We start from the raw sequence: 20,864 nt of genomic DNA on the forward strand, positions 1-20,864 counted from the left end.
GAGATACTGGCGGGATGGATATCCGAACGATCGACCTGAACCTGCTGCGTGTCTTCGACGCGATGATCGAACACCGCAGCGTGACCCGCGCCGCCGAGGCCCTGGACCTGAGCCAGCCCGCCATGAGCGCGGCCGTGGCGCGCCTGCGCAGCCTGTTCGATGACGCGCTGTTCGTGCGCACCGGGTCGCAGATGCGGCCCACCCCGCGCGCCACCGCGCTGGCCCCCGCCGTGCACCGCGTCATGGACACTGTGCGCAGCGAAATCCTGCAGGCCCATACCTTCGATCCGGCCACCAGCGAACGGACCTTCACGATCATCACGCCCGACATCGGCGAGATCAATTTCCTGCCCAAGCTGCTGACCCGATTCACCGAATCCGGGGCGCGCCTGAACATCCGGACCCTGGCCATGCCGCGGCACGCGGCGGCCGAAGCGCTGGAATCCGGCGAAGCGGAACTGGCGATCGGCTACTTTCCGGACCTGCACAAGGCGGGCCTGTTCCAGCAGCGCCTGTTCCGCAATACCTTCGTGTGCATCATCCGCGACGATCACCCCACGATCGGCGCGACCATGACGCTCAAGCAGTACCTGGCCGCGCCCCACGCGGCCGTGCGGCCAGGGCGGGAACACCTGTTCGAAGAATTCCTGCAGCAGCGTGGCCTGACGCGGCGGGTGCAGTTGGAGACGTCCCACTTCACCAGCCTGCTGCCCATCATTGAAGGGTCGGACCTGATCGCCACGGTGCCGCGCGATCTTGCAGACGTATGCGTGCGGCATGCGCGGATACGGATCGTGGACGTGCCGATCAAGGCGCCCACGATCGAAGTGCATCAGTTCTGGCCGCGGCGCTTTCACAAGGACGCCGGCAACATGTGGCTGCGTGCGCAGGTGCACGAGCTGTTCCGGGCCTAGGCCGGGAGCCGGTTGGCTGCGGACCATGCCGCGTCAGTCTCTGGCTGGCGCGCCGGGTTGACGACGCGGCGGGCCCGTCATTCCACGCAGTTGCGCAGCGCCAGTTGCGCCGCTTCCTTCAGGCCCGCCGTCGCCCCCACGTACTTGTCGAACGGCGCGATGCACGACGGCCCGTAGGTGTTGGGGTCCGCAAACACCGTGGCATTGCCGAAGGTCACCTTGCGCGGATCGATAAAAAACGCAATCGTGGCCTTGTCCTGGCTGGTCCGGGTGACCACATCCTGGTCGCTCACCAGCGTGCCCAAAATAGGGTGGCCATTGCCGCGCGTGGCTTGGCACTGGCGGAACCAGCCGGCGTTTTCCCGTTCGTCGCGAATCAGGAAGTAGGCGCCTTCGCTTTTCGTGCACGCGATTTGCATCGACGCATTCTTGTCCTGGTTCTGCGAAATCGCGATGATGCCCTTGCCCAGCGGCTTGATCTCCCAGCGGTCCCACGTGTACGGCGTGTAGGTCACGTTCAGGGTCCGCGCTTCCTCGGCATCGATCCAGCGCATTTCCCCCGGGCCCGCCTCGGTTGCCATGGCCAGCAGGCGCAGGTCCACGCCCATCTTCATGGCGTACAGCATCAGCCCGGCCATCAGGCGCTGCGGCGTGTCCAGGTCTTCGCCCGAATAGTGGCGCAGGGTGGGATTGCGTGGCTTGCTGCGGTAGAAACGGTGCACGCCAAAGCGTGTCTGCTTGCTGGCGAACCGCCGCTGCACGCCCCCCAGAAAGGCGTAGGCGCAGGCCGACGCACAGGTGATGGCTTCGGTGTCGAACTTCTTGACGCGGATGACCTCGCCCAGCCGCATGCCCGCCACCAGGTCACCGCCCGGCGAATCGAAGCGCACGGTCTTGGCCCGCAGTGCGTTGCGGTCGATGAAAGCGATGAAGTCGGCGGGGGTTTCGTTGGTGATGACGCCGCGGGCGTTGATCCACGTGGCACAGGTCGCGTCATTGCAGCGCGGCGTGTCGGAACCGAACGAGAAACGCATCTTTTCGGCGCGCGCAACGTTGCAGCCACCCAGGGCGAAGCCGGCAAGGATGAGAAAAGCGAACAGGCTTTTCCGCAAAAAGGTCATGGACACGGGCGATGACGTTCGGAGGGGACCCATTGTAGTAGGCCCGCGGCGGCTTGGTGGGGCGCGTCCCACGGTCGCGCAGGATCGCCACGGGAACGTTGCGCGTGCGCCATACGGCGGCTTACGAGACTCGTCCATTTGGCGGAAGGGGCGATGACGGGGTCGACTCCGGGTGGCAATGGCGTTAGGAAGACGGTGCGAGTGAGTGTGTGCTTGAGCCTGGGAGTCGCCGCGGGTGCACCGGACGCCTTCCGCAGCCATCTCACCGCCGGGCTGGATCAAGGGCGACGCCGCCCTTCACGCCAGTTGCGCCCCCTGCGCCAGCGCGAATGCGGCCAGAGACGTGCGCATCGCTTGGTGCATGGCCGCCGCCGCGGGCGACAGCGTCCGGCCCGCGCGGGTCACGATGCCGATCACGCGAGGCACGCGCGGCGTAGTCAGTGGCACGAAGGCCAGGCCATGTTCCGGCGCCGGGCGCGCCAGGGTCGGCAGCACCGTGATCCCCAGCCCGCCCCGCACCGTCGCGATCAACGACGTGCGGTTGGCGATGACCATATAGGGGTTGTCCAGCCAGCGTTCCAGGCCATGACCCTGAAGCGCATGAAAGGTCGTGTTGGCAATCAGGGTCTCGTCGCCCAGGGCTTTCCAGGGCAGGGCCTTGCCGCGCCGGGCGATCCAGTGGTCCGGCCGGCAGACCACGCCAAAGCTGTCCCGCGCCACCGCCACGCGGTCCAGCTTGGCGTCCTCGCCGATCAGACCCGTCACGCCGATCTCGGCCTCGCCACTGGCAACCAGTGGCCCCACCTGCGGCGACGACACGTCCGCCACCCGGTAGCGCACGCCCGGGTGGCCAGTTGCAAACTCGCGCAGCACCCGGGGCAGCCATTCTTCTGCCAGCGACGGCATGACTGCCAGCGCCAGGGTGCCGTGCTCGCCACTGGCCAGTTGCCGCACTTCTTCCTGCACCCGGTCGTGCACGGCCACCAATTCCGTCAGCAAGGGCAGCACGGACGTGCCCAGCGGTGTCAGCCTGGCCTGATGCCCGCGTTCGAACAGTGCGCCGCCCAGCTCGTCTTCCAGCTGTTGCATGGCCAGAGTGATGGCGGCCTGGGACCGGTGCGTTTCCAGCGCCGCCGCGCGGAAGCTGCCGCGGGCGGCGGCGATCAGGAACTGGCGCAACGCGGCGATCTTGAGCGGGGACGAGGGCATGGCGTGACGACGCTTGGTCGTGGATTCAGATTTCCTGAAGTTTAGTTCGATTCATTCAAATTGTATTAAGCGGACGGCTGCGCGATAGTCCGCTACATCGCACCGGCTTGGGGTGCTGTCGACAAGGAATCCGCATGACCCGCTTGAAAACGATCTGGCCTGAAGGCGTCCGTACCGTGGTGGTCCTGACTTTCCTGGTGGAAAGCTGGTCGGAAGGCAAGGCGCCGCCGTACTCGCCCATGACCAGCCCGCCGCGGCCCGGCACCAAGGACCTGGCCGGCATCACCTGGTCGGAATACGGCGCCCGCGCCGGCGCCGACCGCCTGATGCGCATCGCCCGCCAGCGCAAGCTGCCCGCCACGTTTTGCGTCAACGCGCGCGTCGCCGAGCTGTTCCCCGGCGTGATCCAGCGCATCGTGGCCAACGGCTTCGAGCTGGCCGGCCACAACTATGCGCAAGACGAAGTGCTGCCCGGCCTGAACGAGACCGAAGAACGCGCCTTGATCGCGCGCAGCCTGGGCATTCTGGAAGACGTGTCGGGCGTGAAGCCGCGCGGCTGGCTCAGTTCCACCATCGCGACCACCGAGCGCACCACCGACCTGCTGGCCGACGCCGGCATGCTCTGGCACGGCGACTACAACTATCTGGACCTGCCGTGCCGCCTGCCCAACGGCGGGGGCGGCATGGTGGCCATTCCGCACAGCGACTTTGCCGACAACCGCGTGCTGCGCGCCGCGCCGCGCGATTTCTTCCAGTGCTACAAGGACACGTTCGACTACCTGCACAACAACGAGCCGGATGCCTTCATGAACATCACGGTGCACGGCCACTTCGGCGGCCGCCCGCTGATCAGCGCCATGCTCGATGAAACGTTGGCCTACATCACGTCGCATGAAGGCGTGTGGATGCCGCGCCATGACGAGCTGGCCGACTGGATCAACGAAAACCAGGTCGACGAAATCACCTACGCGGAGCGCTTCCCGCTGTCGCCGGCCTGACGGCCCGCAGCACGTTTCATCGCGGCGTCGCCGACGCCGCGGCCACCAGATCGCCACGCGACCCCGACCCGGGCGCCAAGGCGGCGGATGTGGATTCCACCGAGGAAACACCCATGCTTTTGCTACGCAAGGCGCTGGCCGCGCTCGTCCTGCTACCGGCCGCCGTGATCGCCCAGGATTTTCCCAACAAGCCAATCCGGCTGATCGTGCCCTTCGCCGTCGGGGGCGCAGCCGATACGGTCGGCCGGTCCCTGGGCCAGCAACTGTCGGCCACCACCGGGCAGCCGGTGATCGTCGACAACCGCATCGGCGCCAACAGCATGATCGGTTCCGAAATGGTCGCCCGTTCGCAGCCCGACGGCTACACGCTGCTGGTGCAACTCGGGCCGCCGCACAACACCCTGCCATTCTTTGCCAAGGCCATCACCTACGATCCGATCAAGGACTTCACCCCGATCGCGATCGTCGGCACCGCGCCCCAGGCGCTGGTCGTGAATGCGTCCTTGCCGGTCGATGACGTGCAAGGCCTGATCGCCTATGCCCGCAGCCACCCGGGAAAGTTGTCGTACGGCACCGCGGGCGTCGGTACGTCGCAGCATCTGGGCGGCGAACTGCTAAAGGCCGTCACCAAGATCGACATGGTGCACGTGCCGTACAAAGGCGGCTCGCTGGCGCTGACCGACGTGGTCGGCGGGCAGGTGCCGGTGGGCATCCTGGTGCTGTCCAACGTCATGCCTTTTGTAAAGTCGGGAAAGTTGAAATTGCTGGCCGTGCTGGAAAACCAGCGCGCCCCGGCTGCGCCATCCACGCCCACCATGACGGAAGCCGGCGTGCCTGGCTATGCGATGCCGGACACCTGGGTGGGCGTGCTGGGCCCGGCGGGCATGCCGGCACCGGTGGTGGAAACCCTTCGTGCTGCCATTGGCAAGTCGCTGGAATCAGCCGACATGCGGTCGCGGCTGGATGCGGCCGGGTTCAACGTCGCCAAGACGGCGTCGCCGGCGGATTTCCTGACGCTGTTGAACAGCAGCGTGTCGGTGTATCGCGGGATCACGAGCCAGGCGGGCATTTCGCCGGAGTAGGGCGGATCAACGGCGCTCGCTGCGGCAGGTGGGCGGGCAGCCGGCGGGCAGCCGGCAGGCAGGGCGCCCGTATCCCGCCGGGCCGGCGTGACCGTTGACGGCGTCGCGCGGCCAATCAGCTGCTCATCTGAATGGACTCTCTGACGATGGGATAGATCTGCTGGTTCCAGCGTTTGCCGCTGAAGACGCCGTAGTGGCCGACGCCCGTCTGGATATGATGCGACTTCATGTACGGGCGGATGCTGGAACACAATTCCTGCGCCGCCATCGTCTGCCCGATCGCGCAGATGTCGTCCCGCTCACCTTCCACCGTCAGCAGAGCGGTGCGGCGAATGGCCGACGGATCGACCTTGCGACCATGCCACATCAGCTCGCCCCGCGGCAGGGCGTAGTCCTGGAACACATCCCGAATGGTCTCCAGGTAAAACTCGGCAGTCAGGTCCAGCACCGCAAAGTACTCGCCATAGAACGCCCGCGTCACCTCCGCGCGTTCGTGTTCGCCATTGACCAAATCGTTGTACAGACCGATGAAGGACTGCACGTGCCGATCGCGGTTCATCTGCATGAACGCCGTCAATTGCAGGAAGCCGGGATACACCCGCCGCCCCGAACCCGGGTACCGCCACGGCACCGTGGCGATCAGGTTGTTTTCGAACCACGACATCGGCTTGCTGGTGGCCAGAACATTTACGGCGGTCGGGTTGATCCGGCAGTCCACCGGCCCGGCCATCAACGTCAGGCTGCGCGGCATGGCGGCATGATCGTCCTCCGCCATCACGGCCACCGCCGCCAGCGCCGCGACGCAAGGCTGGCAGATCGCCACCACATGCGCGCCCGGCCCGATCGTTTCCAGGAAGGCAATCAGGTGATCCATGTATTCGTCCATCCCGAATCGCCCGGCCGCCTGCGGCACGTCGCGGGCGTTATGCCAATCGGTGATGTAGACGTCATGGTCGGCCAGCATCGTGCGCGCGGTTTCGCGCAGCAAGGTCGCGAAATGCCCCGACATCGGCGCCACGATCAGCACCCGGGGCTGCCCTGTCACGCCAGGCTTGGACAGGTGCAGCAGCGAACCGAAGGGCAGCGTCTGCGCCATGTCTTCGACAATGGCTGCCGGCCGCCCCTCCACCATTACCGACTCGATGCCGAAGGGCGGGCGCACATGCGTCAGCTGCGCCTGCGCGATGACATCGCACCATGCGCTGATCGCGCGCAGGGTCTGGCTTTCCTGCAACTGCGGATAGGCCAGCGCCACCCCGGTCAATTCCGCCATGGCTCGCAGGGGCGCGAGCAGGTCCGACTGCGTCTGGTAAGCCTGATACAGCATGAGAGCTCCATCGGTGTGGCGTGTCGCGAATGCGCGTGGAGCTGTAGTGCAAGTTGCGGGCCATGAGCGAGCGGGCTGCGTGTTGATTCGGTAATGCAGGATCGTGTGCGGCGGATGGTGCGCGGCGGAGCGTGCGACGCCTGATGCAAGGTGGCCCGCAACTTGCACGGGATGGGACTGCCGCACGCCTGCATTTCCGCGTTCTGCATTTCCGCGTTCCGCATTTCCGCAGTCCTGATTCCGCAAGGTGGAGACCGCCATGAGCCAGACGACGCTTACCATCAGCAGCAAGACCTATTCGTCCTGGTCCATGCGCGGCTGGTTGCTTGCCCGCTTCGCCAAACTGCCCTTCGACGAAGTGGTCATCGCCCTCGACGACCCCGCCATGCGCGCCGAGATCCTGCTGCTTGCGCCGTCCATGCTTGTGCCTTGCCTGCAGCACGGCAAGATCAAGGTCTGGGACACGCTGGCCATCGGCGAATACCTGAACGAGATCAAACCCAAAGCCGGCCTGCTCCCGTCTGACGGCGCGGCGCGCGCGCACTGCCGCGCCATCTGCGGCGAGATGCATTCCGGCTTCGGCGCCCTGCGCGCCGCCCTGCCCATGAACCTGAAAGGCCACTTCCCCGGCTTCAAGATCTGGGCACGCGCGCAAGCCGACATCGACCGCATCACGGCCATCTGGGAAAGCTGCCTTGACACCTACGGCGGCCCCTATCTGTTCGGCAGCCACCGCACCGCCGCCGAGGCCATGTACGCGCCGGTCGTCACCCGCTTCATGACCTACGACGTGCCGCTGTCTCCGGCATGCACGGCGTACTGCGAGACGGTCATGGCGCTTCCCGAAGTGCAGGAATGGGTCGACGCCGCCAAGCTGGAGCCTGAAGAGGTCGACCTGCTGGACATGGAGTTCTGACCGGCAGACCGCGATCATGACGGCGCAGGCGTGACTCCGTCAGCTCAGGCCGCTCAGGCCGCTCGGTCGACCTTCTGGGTGTCCGCCGGCGTATCCCAGGGCGTGGGCGCCGGAACCGCACACGGCGCGGGGGCATCGATGCTCTTGAAGTCGGCGGGCCCGACGATCTCCAGGTATTCCATGTCAGGCGAATAATCGAACAGGTAATGCACAAGCCCCGGACGTTGATGCACGCAGTCGCCGGCCTCGACCAGCGTCTCCTTGTCGTCGTACATGAACTTGGCCCAGCCCTTCAGCATGATCACGATTTGAAAATCCGCCTCATGACGGTGCCACCCCGTGCCTTTCTCCGGTGCGGAATGCGCCCTGACCAGGTGCGCGATGACCTTGCCGTGTGTCGCGGCGGCAATGCCCAGATCGCGATATTGGAAGAAGTCGCGCAAGCCTTCGCCGCGGTAGGGCGTATCGCCTGGCTTCACATGAGAGAAATCGGTCGTGGTGTCCTGCATGGCTGCCTCCAGCGGTTGCACTGCCACGATTTCGAAGCTGAAACCGTCAGTCGATTGTGCGCCGCAGCGTAGTCGCATGGAACTAGGGGAAGCCCGCTGCAGGTAGTCCCTATGGGACTTTCCTGTGTCTTGGGGGTTGTCATCTACGAAGATGTACGCAATTTTTGCTGCATTGCACATGACGAATTGCGGTTGCACATGGCGGCATGGGAGCACCGGCAACGGACACGCCGGACGAAAAAAAAACGCCAGCCATTCGTGGGAAATGGCTGGCGTCTTCGTTAAGGCTGGAACCGAACCCATGCCGTCCGCAATTGCGACGGGCAGGGACGGATTCCGGCCTCCGATTTGCTGCGTCTTAGTTCTTCGTGGCGTACAGGAAGATCTCGATACGGCGGTTGGCGGCGCGGCCTTCTGCCGTGGCGTTGTCGGCCACCGGGTCATTCGATGCACGGCCTTCCGAACTCAGGCGCGCATTGGCCACGCCCTTGCCGGCCAGGTAGCTGGTCACGGCCGTGGCGCGGTTCTGCGACAGGGTCTGGTTGTAGGCCATCTGCCCGGTGTTGTCGGTGTGACCGACGGCGCGAGCGCGCAGCTCGGGGCTTTGCTGCATCGTGCGGGCCACGCTATCCAGCACGGGCAGCAGGGCAGGCTTCAACGCAAAGCTGCTGGTGTCGAACGACACGCCGCTCGGGATGTTGACCTTCAGCGTGCCGTCGGGCTGCTCGGCTACGTCGATGCCCAGGTCCTTGGCGCCCGATTGCTCGACGTCCTGCTTGACCTTGCTCCAGTTGTAGCCCACCAGGCCACCGGCCACGGCGCCAACGCCTGCACCGATTGCCGCGCCCTTGCCGCCGCCGAAGAGCGCGCCAAGGCCTGCGCCGGCAGCGGCGCCGCCGCCTGCGCCGATCGCGGCATTATTTTGCTGCTGGTTCGCGCAACCTGCGGTGAACGCAGTGATGGCGGCAACCAGGACGAGCTTGCTAACGGTGGATGTCTTCATGGGTGGCGCTCCTGTTGTGAGTCTTTGCGTCGGGTACTGACGGCAAATGTTACAGGCGTGCTCAACCGGAAGCGGCAACACATCGTTTGAAGATGTGAGAATTAATGGGCGCGTGTGGTCTGGGACAACACGAAGTCCCGAATCCGTTCCAAAGCCTGCCGCGAATTGTCGGTATTGGGGGTGGATGTGACGAACATATGGACGTCATCGAACTTGTGGACCGCGATCTCGCCACCCGCCTTGCTGTAGGCATCGGCAAACAGATCGGCTCGCGCATGCTCGACATTCTGGTCACCGATGCCCTGAATGATCATTGCGGGCGGCAGGTGCGCGTGCTCGCCGCGTTCCAGGATCAATTGCGGATTCGCGCGCGTCATGGCGTCCTCGTCCGGCCAGAAATCGTGATGCGCCGAGATCAGTTGGGTCAGGTTCTTTTCCTGGGCCATCCGATAGCGGGCCAGCGGATCCAGAATGCCCCAGCACACCACCGCGTAGTTGACCTTGGCATCGGCGCCCGCGTCCGGCATGGCGTGATCCGCGTGATCCGGTATCAGGGTATTGAGCATCAACAGATGGCCGCCACTTGACGTGCCCAGTCCGCCGACCCAATCCGCCCGTGTCCCCAGTTCCTCGGCATGCGCCTTGACCCAGCGGATCCCCTGGTTCACATCGCGGACCGCGCCGGGGTACTGGGTCGTGGGCGCCAGTCGGAAATCCAGCGCAAACGTGGCAATGCCGTGCTCGGCCAGATAGTGGTGCATGACATGATTGTTGAGCCGGTCGCCCTTGTTCCAGGCGCCGCCGTGAATGTCGACCAGCAGGGGCACCGGCCCGCTTGCGGCGGGGCGGTACAGGCGTCCCGCCAAGGCGGGTTCATGGGACGTGGTGTAGACGATGTCCTGGATGGTTACGGCGGTCATGCGGATCCTTGGATGGCAGGTGAAGGGATGGCCCATGCAAGGGCCGTGCCGTGGAACGCTGCGCGAGGAGTCGGCTTGGGGCGCGCACGGTCGGGTTGGGCGGGTGCTTCGTATACTGTCTGGTGTGTTCCGGCCTGTCCACCCCCGGCCTGGACACTTCTGGCCAGGTGCCCACCCATCGCACCGGCCCACTTTCCATCTCTTGTCGAGGCCACGCAGTATGTCCGTCACGTTCTCCGATATCGAATCCGCCGCGCAGATCCTGAACGGCCACGCCCACCGGACCCCGGTCCTGACCTCCGGCACGGTCGATGCCCTGACGGGCGCGTCGGTCTTTTTCAAGTGCGAGAACTATCAGCGGATGGGTGCGTTCAAATTTCGCGGCGCGTTCAACGCGCTGTCGCGTCTGGACGATGACGCCAAGCGGCGCGGCGTCGTGGCCTTTTCGTCAGGCAACCACGCCCAGGCCGTCGCGCTTGCCGGCAAGCTGCTGGGCATTCCGGCCACCATCGTCATGCCGACCGATGCACCGCAGGTCAAGCTGCAGGCCACGAAGGGCTACGGCGCGCGCGTCGTCACCTACAACCGCGCCACCGACAGCCGCGAAGCCGTGGCAGCAGAAGTCGCCAGCAAGGACGGCCTGGTGACCATCCCGCCCTTCGACCACCCGCACATCATTGCCGGCCAGGGCACGGCTGCATTGGAATTGCTGCAGGACGTCGGCTCGCTGGACTACCTGCTGGTGCCGTGTGGCGGCGGCGGGCTGCTGTCCGGATCGGCCATTGCCGCCAAGGCCATGTCGCCCGGCATCAAGGTCATCGGCGTCGAGCCGGCGGCGGGGGACGACGTCACGCGGGGCTTCAAGCTCAAGACCCTGCAGACCTGCAAGAACCCCGACACCATCGCTGACGGCGCGCGGACCGAAAGCGCCGGCGCCATCACCTTCCCGCTGATCCTGTCGGAAGTCGATGACGTCATGGCCGTACCCGACGACGAACTAGTCCACTGGACCCTGTTCCTGATGGAACGCATGAAGATGGTGATCGAGCCGACCGGCGCGCTGGGCGCCACGGCATTGCTGTCCGGCAGGCTGGCGGCCCAAGGCAAGCGCGTGGGTGTGATCGTGTCCGGCGGCAACGTCGATTTGTTTTCGCTGACCGGCTACCTGAATCGCGGCCGCGACGCGATCGGCCTGTAGGGCCTAGCGGTCTGCCGCCATCCGCACCACGTCTGCCGGTGCCGCCACGGGCACCTGCACCGGCAGCGGGGCGGCATCCACCCGCTTGAACGTAACCAGCAGCATGAACGCCACGGCCAGCGCGTAGTCGCGGCGCGGTGTCTCGTACGTCCGGTTATTGAAACGGCGGAACAGCCAGATCACCACGACCACCAGCGCCGCGAACATCGCGGACGCCAGGAACGCGCCCAGGAACTGCAGCAGCATGGGCACGCGCGCCGAAAAATCGCCCTCGGGCAACGAGCCCCGAAACGCATTCGACGCGATGAACATCAAAAGGAGCGCCACACCCAGGGCGCCCCACGTCAGATCTTTGTTGGAAAACAGCTTCACGGCGGCTCGTTCATCTGGTGCGTGGACAGTGCCGGGAGTGTAAACGACAGGCCATGACCGGCTTGTGCATCCTCGGACATTCCTGTCCAACGGACCCTTCTGTCCGTCGCGGGTAGCGCCAATTGTTGGCCGCGCCGCCGCTGCGCACACTGCATCTCTCCAGGCCATCCGCGGCATCTCGCCGGCGGGGCCCGATCCGGAGGGAGCACCATGTCGACCACACACATTGCGGCACAGCCGCGGGCCATGCGCGGCCAGGGGATGACCGAATACATCATCATCGTCGCGCTCATTTCCGTCGCGGCGATCGCCGTGTACCAGCTGTTCGGGCAGGTCGTGCGTTCGCAGACCGCGGCCATGGTGCGCGAGATCGCGGGCGAGGATGGCTCGACCGAATCCAAGTCGGCGCAGACGGCGGCCGCGACCGCCAAGGCGCAGGCGGCCGCGCGATCGCTCAAGTCGTTTACCGGCAATTCGGCCCTGGCCGGCTCCGGGTCCAAGTAAGCCACGATCATGACCGCGTCATTCGTCCTGGATATGTCGTGGGCCATGCCGTCCCGATCGGCTTGGCGAGCGCCGTCAGTCGAACACGCACCGGCTGCCCGTCGGCGGGATGGCTTGCGGATGCCAGTTGCGTCAGCTCGCGCCTTGCCCGTCATGCAGGGTCAGGCGCTCGTGCTAGCCCTGTTTCTGCTGGCAGCGGGCGCGGCGGGTCTCCTCCAGCTGTTCAACAGCGGGCAGGCCATCCAGGACAAGACGCGGCTGACCCACGCCGTCGACGCGGCGGCGTACAGCGGCGCGCTCGTGCAGGCGAGGGCGCTCAACTTCCTCGGGTTGACGAACCGGGCGCTTGTCGCGCATCAGGTGGCCATGGCTCACCTTGTCACGCTGGCCGCGTGGGCGCAATTCGGTGATGCGCAGGGCCGGCGCGTCGCCCGCAGCAATCCGCCCGCCAGTCTGATCGCGGGGTTCTTCGGTCCCCGTCAGGCGGCGGCCTACCTGAGCGCCCGGGGGCTCGGCGGTCGTATCGGTGCGCAGGCCCGGTGGGGCAGTGGCGGCCTGGCGCTCGCCTATGCGGAACACGACCGTGTCGTGCATGACGTGCTGGTGCGCGCGCAGGTCGCCGTGCAGCAGTCGATCGCGCAGACCCGCCTGGAGGCCATGCGCGCGGTCGTTGCAGCCAATGATCATCAGACGCCCGCCGTGCTGGACCCGGCGTTGTTGTCCGACACCTTGCCGGGCTATGTGCTGCGTTATGGCGGGCAAGCGCGCGAACGCCTCAAGTCGCTTGTTGAAGCCAGTGTCGAACCGTATGGGTTTCTGGCACCGCGCAATGATGTCGATCGCAGTCTGCTCGGCTTTGACAAGCGGTGTCCGTTGGCGCGCCACGAACTGCGGCGGCGCGGGTCGACCGTATTGCGGGGCCTGGACACCTGGCGCGCCCTCGACACACATTCCTACCATGCGCTGCGCTCCAACAAGTGGATCGGCTGCTACTACCGCGAGTACCCCATGGGCTACGGCATGGTGAAAGCGGGCGGCTCGCCCGCGGACAACGACATCGAATACGTGGACCAGCCGCCCGAAAATTTCAGCGAAGAATCCTTTTGGCGATGGGTCCAGCGCATCCGCACCTGGGACTTGTTGAACGTGATGACGAATCCCTATGCCAGTTCGCTGGCCGTATCGGGACAGGCGTCCTGGCCGGGGCGGGGTCTGCCGTCGTTCGCGGAAATCGCCGGAGCAGGGCAGCCAGGCGATGCGCAACGTTTGCGATTTGCCGTGCGGGTAGTTCGGCCCGTGCATTCCGCGGCGCCGTCCCCCTCAAGTGATGGCGACGTCACGTTGTCCGGAGCTGGCGCCATGCGGATGGCGTCACCCGCTGCAGGCAGCGTCGTTGCAGCCATTGCCGCGGCCGAGACCTTTTACGAACGGCCCGCGCCCCGTACGGATGGCCGGCACGAAATGGCCAGTCTGTTCCAGCCGTATTGGCATGCCCGGCTCACCCCGATCCGTGATGACGAACGTGCGCGGGCGCGCCGTCTGCAAGGAGGCCGATGATGACGTGCGTCAGTGAACAGTCGAAGCAACGTGGTGGTGGCCATGCTGCGCTGTCGCAGTCCGGGCAGGCGATGGCCGAGGCCGTGGTCGGGGTGCTGGTGCTTGGCGTGCTGTGGCATGTCGTGGCCGCAACCGACCGGGTGCAGGACGTGGCGCTGCGTGCATCGATGGCCGGTCGCTATGCGGCAATGCTGTTGACGCGTGATGCGCCCCCGGCAGGCAACGACCTGGCGCAGGATGTGCGCGACCGCTTTTTCACCGGATCCCGGCATCGCTGGCAAACCCGGCAGGGTGAACCCATGTTGGGTGACGCCACGTCGGGCGCTGCCGCAGCATCGGTGCGCGTCGGGGTCAGCGAGCGTGCGGGCCACGCCGGCATGCAGGTCGGGCAGCAGGACATGCAGTCGGCCAGTCTTCGGCAAGAAGTGCTGCGGCGCGATCGCGGGATCACTGTCGCGACGGTGCGGGTGATGCCTGCGCTGGGGCGGTCTCGCGGCCAGGACGTGTCTGGGTTGGAACCTGGGACGGGACCAGGGCCGGGGCTCACCGCCTGGGAGTCGATGGCCGTCCGCCTGAATCGACACACCGCGATCCTGACTGATGCCGGGCACGCCGCAAGCGATCGTGATGTGACCAAACGCCTTGAGCGCGCACCGCTGACCTGGGCCGCGTCTGCCGGTCAGTCAACGCGTGTGGGCCGCGAGGTCACGCAGCAGCTGGCCCGCATCGATCGCCCTTGGGGACGGCCGCTGCCGCAGTTCGATTGGTTGACGCCGTGGGAGACGCTGGTGCCCTCTGACCGCATCGGTAGAAAGGAGACCGCGTCATGGGCCAATTGAGCGTCGGCTTTGCCGGTAATGGCATGGCGGCTGCTGTCTGCCAGTCGTCGACGGACTTCCCCCGATTCAAGGCAAACGGCTGCCTGGGAGCACGCACACGGAGGGTGGCCGGCGCATGTTGCGGCGTCATTGCGTGGGCGGCAGTTGCGTGGGCGGCAGTGGCGTCCGCGGCAGTGGCGTCCGCAGCAGTGACGTCCGACGCAGTGCCGTCCGACGAACGCGAAATCACGGCGGCCGTCAACAGTGCCGCTGCCATGCCGCAGGCAGCCGACGAGACAATGCCGTTCTCCTTCGCCGTCGGCGATGACGTATCTGCGCCGACCCGCTTCTGGCGCGATGGCCGTCTGATCGTGACCCGTACTTTCCGTTCTCGCGGCGCGCTACCTGCCGTGGCCGCAAGATTGTCCGCACAGATGCGTGGCTCGCCCACGTTGATGACGGTGCCGGGTGGACTCCTGATGTCCGGCAGGGATCACGCCATGTGGTGGTCGGTGCATCTGCAGGATGCGGGCCGCGCCGGGACGTACGGCTCGGACAGCATGAATAGCACCGACGGCAAAAACAGCATCAACGGCATCAACAGCACCCACGGCATCCACAGCACCCACAGCACGCACGGCACGATCGTCGGCAGTCCGATGCGGTTGAACGCGGACGGCGTCACGCCGGTCGCCCCTGCGTTGCCCGCCTTGCCACGATGGGTACCGCCAGGTGGCATGCGGGTCCTCGACACGCGCGCGGTGGACGGCACCCGTTGCCATATCCACCAGGTGCTGACATTCACCGCGCCCGCCGCCTCGACACTCGGCGACTTCTATATGGCACTGGACCGCGAGGGCTGGGTGCGTCAGCCCGGATCGACATCCACGTCCATCCATCACTGGCAACGCGCAGGCGTGCGCCTGGAGCTGGTCGTTGTCTCGCGGGACGGTGGCAGCGGGGCCGTGCTCCATCTCGTTGCACCTTTGCCGCGTGCCCCTTTGGCCAGCGCCTTTTTTGCGCCTTCTCGTTCGTCTTTTTCCTCGGAGCTGCCATGCAAGGATTTCTGACCTTCCGGCATGCCGACCGTGGTCGTCCTTCACACGCCCGCGGCCAGTCCGCTGTCGAGTACCTCGTGATCGTCAGTGTGCTGCTCGGCGGCATCTGGGGCGCCGGACTGTTCGGCGAGCAGGGCGGTCTGCTCGCACTGCTGCTGGACGCACTGCGCGGCTTTCATCACCGATTCACCACCACCTTGTCCTTACCTTTGTGAGCCTCGCATGGCGCGTTTCCGTATCGAAAAGAAGTGGGGCATGCTCGCTGTCGCGTTGTCGGCAGGGGCGATCGCGGCGTGGCTGAGCCAGCGCTATGTCCAGGCGCGGATCGATCAGGTCGAGGCTGGCGCGCGCAAGCCGCAGGTCGCTGTGCTGGTTGCCGCAGAAGACCTGCCCGCAGGCGCGCGCCTGACGCATGCAAGCATCGCGGTGCGCGACATGCCGGGCGAGTGGACGTCGGACAGTGCCTTGACGCCAGAGCACGCCGAGGCTGTCCTCTCGGCGTCGCTGTCCCATCCGGTCCGGCGAGGCGAACCGATTCTGTGGGCGCATGTGGAAGCGGCGCGGGCGCGCAGCCTGGCGGACAAACTGGCCGCCGGACGCCGTGCGGTGACCTTGCCCGTCGATGATATGTCGTCCGTGTCGGGCCTGTTGCAGCCGGGTGACCTGATCGATCTGTACGTGTCGTTCGACCATCGCGGCAAGCCCGTCACCGTGCCGCTGCTACAAGGCATGAAGGTGCTGGCCACTGGCCGGCAGGTCGAAGCGGATAGCGGCGGATCCGCCTCGACCCCGACGAATGAGACGGGACGATCCTTCTCGACCGTCACGCTGGACGCCTCACCCGAAGAGGCCGTCAAGCTCATCGCAGCGCGCCAGAACGGCACCGTCACGGCCATGCTGCGCGGCGCGGCGGAAAGCAAGGCCGTTTCGTCCGCCTACCTGGGCGACCTGGGAAAGTTGCTGGGCCTGCAGGAACCGGCCCCCGACCGCGCGCCACCGAAACGCGCGCAGGTGCCGATCATCTACGGCGACCGCACGCCACGCACGATTCCCAAACTGGGTGAAGCGTGGTCTGACCCGGTACCGGGAGCGATGGAAGGCGGACCGGGCATCGACGCGACTGCCAGGCCGCCAGCGGGCGGTACGGCGCTGCCCGTCATGCCCTGGGCCGCAACCAGTGGCGGTGAATCCGTGCGAGAAACGTCAGACCAGGCCACTCGTCCCTCTGCGTTGAGCCGCGAGGTCACGCCATGACCGCGTTGCTTGCACACTGCATGCGCCTGCTGCCAGGCGCGATCCTGCGAATAGGCCTACTCATCCCGGCAGTCGATGTCCTGGGATCACCCTCCATGCCGATCGCGCGGTTCGCAACGCCGGCCCAGCCAGCTCAACCCGCCCAATCTGCACAGATCGAATCCGAAGACATGGAGCTCTTCGTCGGTGAAACCTTCGTCCTGCCCACCCCTGGAGTGGCCCGCATTGCTGTCGGCAACGGCCGCGTCATTCATGCCGCGACTGGCGACGACAAGGAAGTGATCCTGTTCGGCAACGCCCCCGGCGAGTCCTCGCTCGTCGTGTGGAACGCAGACGGTGTCGCGCGGCGGCTGCGCATTTCGGTCGTCGCCACGCAGGCGCGGCGGGTCCAGCAGGAACTTGCCGCATTCCTCGCGCGGATTCCGAATGCCCGCAGCGTGGTCGTGGGCGACAAGGTCATCATCGAAGGGGACGACCTGTCCGATGCGGACCAGGCCAAGATCGCCGTGCTGGCCAAACGGTATCCGCAGATCGTCGACTTTACCGAGCAGGTCGGGTGGGAACGCATGATCATGATGGACGTGAAGGTGGTCGAGCTGCCGCGTTCCACGATGGAAGAACTTGGCGTGCGGTGGGACGCCGCGACCACGGGCGGGCTGACGGCCGGCGTGGCATGGGACGCCGCGGTGGGCAGCCGCTTTCGGGCCGCAGCCGATGCCGCGTCGGCCGGCGAATCGATTCGCCCGGGCGGCAACGCAATCGCATTGCCGTTCCCGACCAGCGCACCCGCAGGCTATCTGGGGGCCAACGCCTTGCTGTCGTCGCGGCTCAATGCCATGGCCAGGAAGGGCGATGCGCTGATCCTGGCGGAGCCGCAATTGTCGGCACGCAGCGGATCCACGGCGCGGTTTCTTGCCGGTGGCGAAGTCCCGTACTCGACCACCGATCGCAATGGCGCCAGCAACACTGCCTTCAAGCCCTATGGCGTCACTCTGCAGATTACGCCGCGTGTGGATCGGACCGGCACCGTGCGGTCGGTCATCGATGTCGAAGTCAGCACGGTGGATCCGTCTGTCACCGGGACGGGTGGTCCGGCGTTGAAAGTGCGCCGCACGTCCACCGAATTCAATGTGCGCCCCAACGAGACACTCGTCCTCAGCGGCTTCCTGTCGCTTGAACAGGCACAAGAGGTCAGCAGTGTGCCAGGGCTCGCGCGTCTGCCGCTGCTTGGCGCCTTGTTCCGGTCGACCCGCACGCAGCGCGCTGATACCGAGCTGGTCATCTTCGTCACGCCGCGGGTGGTCACGGCGGGCAATCCGGATCTGCGTGAGCGGGTGCGCCGCGCGGATGCTCTGGTCGATGCCGCCATGCCCGAACGGCGCTTGCTCATTCCTGTCCACCCGGACGTTTTTTTTACGGAGCCCCAATGATGTTGCAGATCGAGATTCTGGACGAAGACAGCCAGCCGCGCCGCCTGGACGTGGCCGCGCCCGCGCTGGTGGGGCGCAGCGATGCGTGCGCCGTGCGGCTGCGCAATTGGCGGGTAGCGAGGGTGCATGCCCGGCTTGTGCACCATCCGGAAGGCGTCTTCATTGAAGACCTGGGCTCGTTTGGCGGCACGACCGTCAATGGCAAGCGGGTGGTCCAGTACGGACCGTTGGCCGAAACCGACGAGGTGTTCATCGGCGCGGCAATGCTCAAGGTCTTGCGGGTCTTGCCGATGGCGGCGGCCATTGCGGCCGAGCCGCGGCAGGAGGCCTATGCGCCCGCAGCACCTGCCCAGGCCGAACCGGCAGTGCGTCCCCACCCGTCCGAAGGGGAGTGGCGCCGGCGCCTGCATAGCGGCTTGCTTGACGCCTTGGATCTGCGCCGCCGCGACCTGGCTGGCATGAGCGATGCCATGCTTCGCAAGGAAGCCGACAGCGTATTGAGCGCGCTCATTGCCGAGTCCGATATTCCCGACGCGCTTGACCGCGATCAGCTGAGGCGACAGGTCGTGGATGAAGCGTTGGGGCTCGGCCCACTGGAATGCCTCCTGGCCGATGCCACCGTGTCCGAGATCATGGTCAATCGCCATGATGAGATCTGGGTGGAGCAGGGCGGTCAGTTGCGCCGCCATCCCAGCGGCTTCAGCAGCGATCAGTCGGTGCTGGGCGTGATCGAACGGATCGTTGCGCCGATCGGGCGGCGGATCGACGAAAGCTCGCCCATGGTCGATGCGCGGCTGCGTGACGGCTCGCGCGTCAACGCCATCATCCCGCCGCTGGCGCTCAAGGGCCCGTCGCTGACGATCCGGAAGTTTCCGGCGCGTCGGCTGACCATGCAGGATCTGGTGGCCGGGGAATCGCTGGACCGGTCGATGGCCGCCTTCCTGCAGTCGTGCGTGACGCATCGCAAGAACGTCGTGGTGTCCGGCGGGACGGGGTCGGGCAAGACGACCTTGCTGAACATTCTGTCGAACTTCATTCCGCCCGGCGAGCGCGTGATCACCATCGAAGATGCGGCCGAACTGCGGCTTGACCACGAACATCTCGTGTCGCTCGAAGCCCGACCCGCCAACCTGGAAGGCCGGGGCGCCGTGGCCATCCGCGATCTGGTGCGCAATGCCCTGCGCATGCGGCCGGACCGCATCGTGATCGGCGAATGCCGAGGTTCGGAAGCGCTCGACATGCTGCAGGCGATGAACACGGGGCACGAAGGGTCGCTGACGACCCTGCACGCCAACACGCCGCGCGACGCCCTGTCGCGGCTGGAAACCCTGGTGCTCATGGCCGGCATGGACCTGCCACTGGGCGCGATTCGAGAGCAGATTGCGTCGGCCGTGGACATCATCGTGCAGCAGAGCCGCAGTCCGGCGGGCCGGCGGCGGATCACGGCCATCGTGGAGGTCAGCGGCATGGAGAGCGGCAAGATCCAGTTGCAGGAGCTGTTCCGTTTCGAACGCCGGGCCGTCCGCAGCGATGGCACCGAGACAGGCGAGTTCGTCGGCTGCGAATTGATGCCGACCTTCTACGACGCCTGGCGCAGCGCGGGCATCACGCTGGATCCATCACTGTTCTGCGGCCGCACGGCCGTCGGTGAAGGCAAGAGCGGGTCCACCAACCCATCGTCCGATTCATCACGCGGAGCCGGCACATGAACGTCGTGATCATCGCGCTCCTGGTGATGCTGGGCACCGCGATCGCGGCCTGGGGCATGCAGCTTGCCGTCGCCGACGCCCTCAAACGGTATCGGGCGTTGTTCACCGAGACGGCGCGCATCGACATGAGCGAACTCTTCCTCTTCTTCGACACCGAGCGTTTGTGGGGCGTGAACCTGCTGCTGGCGGGCGCAGCCGCGGTGGTCAGCGGCCTGCTGCTTCAAAGCGTGACGGTGGGTCTCGTGGCGGGGGCCGCCTGGCTATGGGTGCCGCGTCATGCGGTGCGCTGGCTCAAACGGCGCCGCCTGCAGCGCTTCGACAGCCAATTGCCCGACGCGCTGCTGGCCCTGGCTGGCGCCTTGGGCGCCGGCGCCAGTCTGCAGTCAGGGCTGACGCAGGTGGTGGCCGAGGGCCGCTCGCCGCTCGCTCAGGAGTTCGGCCTGATGCTGCGGGAACAGCGCTTTGGGGTCTCGCTTGATGAGGCCCTGGCGCATCTGGATGCACGTGTGCCCACGGAAGCCGCCCATCTGGTGGTCGCGGCCTTGCGGATCGCGGCCGACACCGGCGGCAATCTGGCCGAGACCTTGTCGCGCATCGCCGGCACTTTGCGCGCGCGCCTGCAGATTGAAGGACGGATCCAGGTCATGACCGCGCAGGGGCGGCTGCAGGCACGCGTGGTCGGCGGCCTGCCACCTTTGTTGATTGCAGTGCTCTACCAACTCGAGCCCGACGCGATGCGGCAGTTGTGGACCACCGCGACGGGCGGCGCTGTCCTCGCAGTCATTGTGATGCTGGAACTTGCCGGTCTCTGGTTGATTCGCCGCATCGTGGGCATCGATGTGTGAGCACCGACCCATGACCACCGGCCCATAAACACCGCCACACAAACGCCGCCACACAAACACCGCAATAAGAGCGACCACACCGAACACCGGTGCACGGACCCTGATGCGCACACCGAGATT

The 20,864-nt window shown here is 66.2% G+C and carries 21 protein-coding genes; 14 read left to right on the top strand and 7 right to left on the bottom strand.

Annotated features, from left to right (window positions below):
- Nucleotides 1–14: 14 nt before the first annotated feature.
- A complete protein-coding gene (locus HD883_RS24055; protein WP_179589539.1) occupies nucleotides 15–914 on the top strand; it encodes a LysR family transcriptional regulator in 900 nt (299 codons plus the stop codon).
- A 77-nt stretch (nucleotides 915–991) separates the two neighbouring features.
- On the opposite strand, the gene HD883_RS24060 is transcribed toward HD883_RS24055, so the two are convergent.
- Together HD883_RS24060 and HD883_RS24065 are read right to left on the bottom strand one after the other, a co-directional pair.
- On the bottom strand, nucleotides 992–2,041 hold the full coding sequence (locus HD883_RS24060) for a hypothetical protein (RefSeq protein ID WP_179589541.1): 1,050 nt from the start codon (nucleotides 2,039–2,041) through the stop codon (nucleotides 992–994).
- 291 nt (nucleotides 2,042–2,332) lie between these two features.
- Nucleotides 2,333–3,244, bottom strand: a complete 912-nt coding sequence (locus HD883_RS24065; RefSeq protein ID WP_179589543.1) for a LysR family transcriptional regulator — start codon at nucleotides 3,242–3,244, stop codon at nucleotides 2,333–2,335.
- Nucleotides 3,245–3,378: 134 nt separating this feature from the next.
- Between HD883_RS24065 and HD883_RS24070 the strand changes: the two genes are divergently transcribed.
- Nucleotides 3,379–4,242: a polysaccharide deacetylase family protein gene (locus HD883_RS24070; RefSeq protein ID WP_179589545.1), complete on the top strand. Its 864-nt coding sequence runs from the start codon at nucleotides 3,379–3,381 to the stop codon at nucleotides 4,240–4,242.
- A gap of 113 nt (nucleotides 4,243–4,355) precedes the next feature.
- Entirely contained in the window at nucleotides 4,356–5,324 is a 969-nt protein-coding gene (locus HD883_RS24075; protein ID WP_179589547.1) for a Bug family tripartite tricarboxylate transporter substrate binding protein, read from the top strand.
- 115 nt (nucleotides 5,325–5,439) lie between these two features.
- Here the strand turns inward: HD883_RS24075 and HD883_RS24080 are convergent, their stop codons facing one another.
- Nucleotides 5,440–6,651, bottom strand: coding sequence for a polyhydroxyalkanoate depolymerase (locus HD883_RS24080; RefSeq protein ID WP_179589549.1), 1,212 nt, complete (start codon nucleotides 6,649–6,651; stop codon nucleotides 5,440–5,442).
- A gap of 259 nt (nucleotides 6,652–6,910) precedes the next feature.
- On the opposite strand from HD883_RS24080, the gene HD883_RS24085 reads away from it, so the two are divergent.
- A complete protein-coding gene (locus HD883_RS24085) occupies nucleotides 6,911–7,567 on the top strand; it encodes a glutathione S-transferase family protein (protein WP_179589551.1) in 657 nt (218 codons plus the stop codon).
- 53 nt (nucleotides 7,568–7,620) lie between these two features.
- Here the strand turns inward: HD883_RS24085 and HD883_RS24090 are convergent, their stop codons facing one another.
- From HD883_RS24090 to HD883_RS24100, 3 genes are all read right to left on the bottom strand, one after another.
- On the bottom strand, nucleotides 7,621–8,076 hold the full coding sequence (locus tag HD883_RS24090; protein ID WP_179589553.1) for a cupin domain-containing protein: 456 nt from the start codon (nucleotides 8,074–8,076) through the stop codon (nucleotides 7,621–7,623).
- A 358-nt stretch (nucleotides 8,077–8,434) separates the two neighbouring features.
- Nucleotides 8,435–9,079, bottom strand: a complete 645-nt coding sequence (locus HD883_RS24095) for an OmpA family protein (RefSeq protein WP_179589555.1) — start codon at nucleotides 9,077–9,079, stop codon at nucleotides 8,435–8,437.
- 101 nt (nucleotides 9,080–9,180) lie between these two features.
- Nucleotides 9,181–9,999 (bottom strand): alpha/beta hydrolase, encoded by an 819-nt coding sequence (locus tag HD883_RS24100; RefSeq protein ID WP_179589557.1) that lies wholly within the window; start codon nucleotides 9,997–9,999, stop codon nucleotides 9,181–9,183.
- Between the two features lie 220 nt (nucleotides 10,000–10,219).
- Here HD883_RS24100 and HD883_RS24105 point away from each other — a divergent pair, with 220 nt between their 5' ends.
- Nucleotides 10,220–11,197, top strand: a complete 978-nt coding sequence (locus HD883_RS24105) for a threo-3-hydroxy-L-aspartate ammonia-lyase (protein ID WP_179589559.1) — start codon at nucleotides 10,220–10,222, stop codon at nucleotides 11,195–11,197.
- Between the two features lie 3 nt (nucleotides 11,198–11,200).
- On the opposite strand, the gene HD883_RS24110 is transcribed toward HD883_RS24105, so the two are convergent.
- Nucleotides 11,201–11,569, bottom strand: coding sequence for a hypothetical protein (locus tag HD883_RS24110; protein ID WP_179589561.1), 369 nt, complete (start codon nucleotides 11,567–11,569; stop codon nucleotides 11,201–11,203).
- A 210-nt stretch (nucleotides 11,570–11,779) separates the two neighbouring features.
- Between HD883_RS24110 and HD883_RS24115 the strand changes: the two genes are divergently transcribed.
- The 9 genes from HD883_RS24115 to HD883_RS24155 all read left to right on the top strand — a co-directional run bounded on the left by HD883_RS24115 (nucleotide 11,780) and on the right by HD883_RS24155 (nucleotide 20,744).
- Entirely contained in the window at nucleotides 11,780–12,073 is a 294-nt protein-coding gene (locus HD883_RS24115; RefSeq protein ID WP_179589563.1) for a Flp family type IVb pilin, read from the top strand.
- Between the two features lie 171 nt (nucleotides 12,074–12,244).
- Nucleotides 12,245–13,630: a hypothetical protein gene (locus HD883_RS24120; RefSeq protein WP_179589565.1), complete on the top strand. Its 1,386-nt coding sequence runs from the start codon at nucleotides 12,245–12,247 to the stop codon at nucleotides 13,628–13,630.
- Nucleotides 13,630–14,469 carry a hypothetical protein gene (locus HD883_RS24125; RefSeq protein WP_179589567.1) on the top strand — a complete coding sequence of 280 codons (840 nt, stop codon included), beginning with the start codon at nucleotides 13,630–13,632 and terminating at the stop codon, nucleotides 14,467–14,469. Before HD883_RS24120 ends, HD883_RS24125 begins: the two co-directional genes overlap by 1 nt.
- Before the next feature lie 203 nt (nucleotides 14,470–14,672).
- Complete coding sequence (locus HD883_RS24130) at nucleotides 14,673–15,518, top strand: hypothetical protein (protein WP_179589569.1); 846 nt, start codon at nucleotides 14,673–14,675, stop codon at nucleotides 15,516–15,518.
- Entirely contained in the window at nucleotides 15,503–15,721 is a 219-nt protein-coding gene (locus tag HD883_RS24135; RefSeq protein WP_179589571.1) for a hypothetical protein, read from the top strand. Before HD883_RS24130 ends, HD883_RS24135 begins: the two co-directional genes overlap by 16 nt.
- A gap of 7 nt (nucleotides 15,722–15,728) precedes the next feature.
- Nucleotides 15,729–16,760: a Flp pilus assembly protein CpaB gene (gene cpaB, locus HD883_RS24140; protein WP_179589573.1), complete on the top strand. Its 1,032-nt coding sequence runs from the start codon at nucleotides 15,729–15,731 to the stop codon at nucleotides 16,758–16,760.
- 170 nt (nucleotides 16,761–16,930) lie between these two features.
- Nucleotides 16,931–18,190: a type II and III secretion system protein family protein gene (locus tag HD883_RS24145; protein WP_179589575.1), complete on the top strand. Its 1,260-nt coding sequence runs from the start codon at nucleotides 16,931–16,933 to the stop codon at nucleotides 18,188–18,190.
- The gene (locus tag HD883_RS24150; RefSeq protein WP_179589864.1) at nucleotides 18,190–19,899 is read left to right on the top strand and encodes an ATPase, T2SS/T4P/T4SS family; all 1,710 of its coding nucleotides are present in this window, start codon (nucleotides 18,190–18,192) and stop codon (nucleotides 19,897–19,899) included. Before HD883_RS24145 ends, HD883_RS24150 begins: the two co-directional genes overlap by 1 nt.
- A complete protein-coding gene (locus HD883_RS24155; RefSeq protein ID WP_257022619.1) occupies nucleotides 19,896–20,744 on the top strand; it encodes a type II secretion system F family protein in 849 nt (282 codons plus the stop codon). The genes HD883_RS24150 and HD883_RS24155 overlap by 4 nt, the downstream gene beginning before the upstream one ends.
- The last annotated feature ends 120 nt before the right edge of the window (nucleotides 20,745–20,864 follow it).

Source organism: Pigmentiphaga litoralis, assembly GCF_013408655.1.
Taxonomy (GTDB): Bacteria; Pseudomonadota; Gammaproteobacteria; order Burkholderiales; family Burkholderiaceae_B; genus Pigmentiphaga; species Pigmentiphaga litoralis_A.

Bases quoted from the DNA above. Each gene is read 5' to 3' on its own strand.
- HD883_RS24075 (WP_179589547.1), top strand. From the start codon at position 4,356: ATGCTTTTGCTACGCAAGGCGCTGGCCGCGCTCGTCCTGCTACCGGCC.
- cpaB (WP_179589573.1), top strand. From the start codon at position 15,729: ATGGCGCGTTTCCGTATCGAAAAGAAGTGGGGCATGCTCGCTGTCGCG.
- HD883_RS24095 (WP_179589555.1), bottom strand. From the start codon at position 9,079: ATGAAGACATCCACCGTTAGCAAGCTCGTCCTGGTTGCCGCCATCACT.
- HD883_RS24055 (WP_179589539.1), top strand. From the start codon at position 15: ATGGATATCCGAACGATCGACCTGAACCTGCTGCGTGTCTTCGACGCG.
- HD883_RS24085 (WP_179589551.1), top strand. From the start codon at position 6,911: ATGAGCCAGACGACGCTTACCATCAGCAGCAAGACCTATTCGTCCTGG.
- HD883_RS24145 (WP_179589575.1), top strand. From the start codon at position 16,931: ATGGAGCTCTTCGTCGGTGAAACCTTCGTCCTGCCCACCCCTGGAGTG.
- HD883_RS24135 (WP_179589571.1), top strand. From the start codon at position 15,503: ATGCAAGGATTTCTGACCTTCCGGCATGCCGACCGTGGTCGTCCTTCA.
- HD883_RS24155 (WP_257022619.1), top strand. From the start codon at position 19,896: ATGAACGTCGTGATCATCGCGCTCCTGGTGATGCTGGGCACCGCGATC.
- HD883_RS24105 (WP_179589559.1), top strand. From the start codon at position 10,220: ATGTCCGTCACGTTCTCCGATATCGAATCCGCCGCGCAGATCCTGAAC.
- HD883_RS24090 (WP_179589553.1), bottom strand. From the start codon at position 8,076: ATGCAGGACACCACGACCGATTTCTCTCATGTGAAGCCAGGCGATACG.
- HD883_RS24080 (WP_179589549.1), bottom strand. From the start codon at position 6,651: ATGCTGTATCAGGCTTACCAGACGCAGTCGGACCTGCTCGCGCCCCTG.
- HD883_RS24115 (WP_179589563.1), top strand. From the start codon at position 11,780: ATGTCGACCACACACATTGCGGCACAGCCGCGGGCCATGCGCGGCCAG.
- HD883_RS24070 (WP_179589545.1), top strand. From the start codon at position 3,379: ATGACCCGCTTGAAAACGATCTGGCCTGAAGGCGTCCGTACCGTGGTG.
- HD883_RS24100 (WP_179589557.1), bottom strand. From the start codon at position 9,999: ATGACCGCCGTAACCATCCAGGACATCGTCTACACCACGTCCCATGAA.
- HD883_RS24065 (WP_179589543.1), bottom strand. From the start codon at position 3,244: ATGCCCTCGTCCCCGCTCAAGATCGCCGCGTTGCGCCAGTTCCTGATC.
- HD883_RS24150 (WP_179589864.1), top strand. From the start codon at position 18,190: ATGTTGCAGATCGAGATTCTGGACGAAGACAGCCAGCCGCGCCGCCTG.
- HD883_RS24125 (WP_179589567.1), top strand. From the start codon at position 13,630: ATGACGTGCGTCAGTGAACAGTCGAAGCAACGTGGTGGTGGCCATGCT.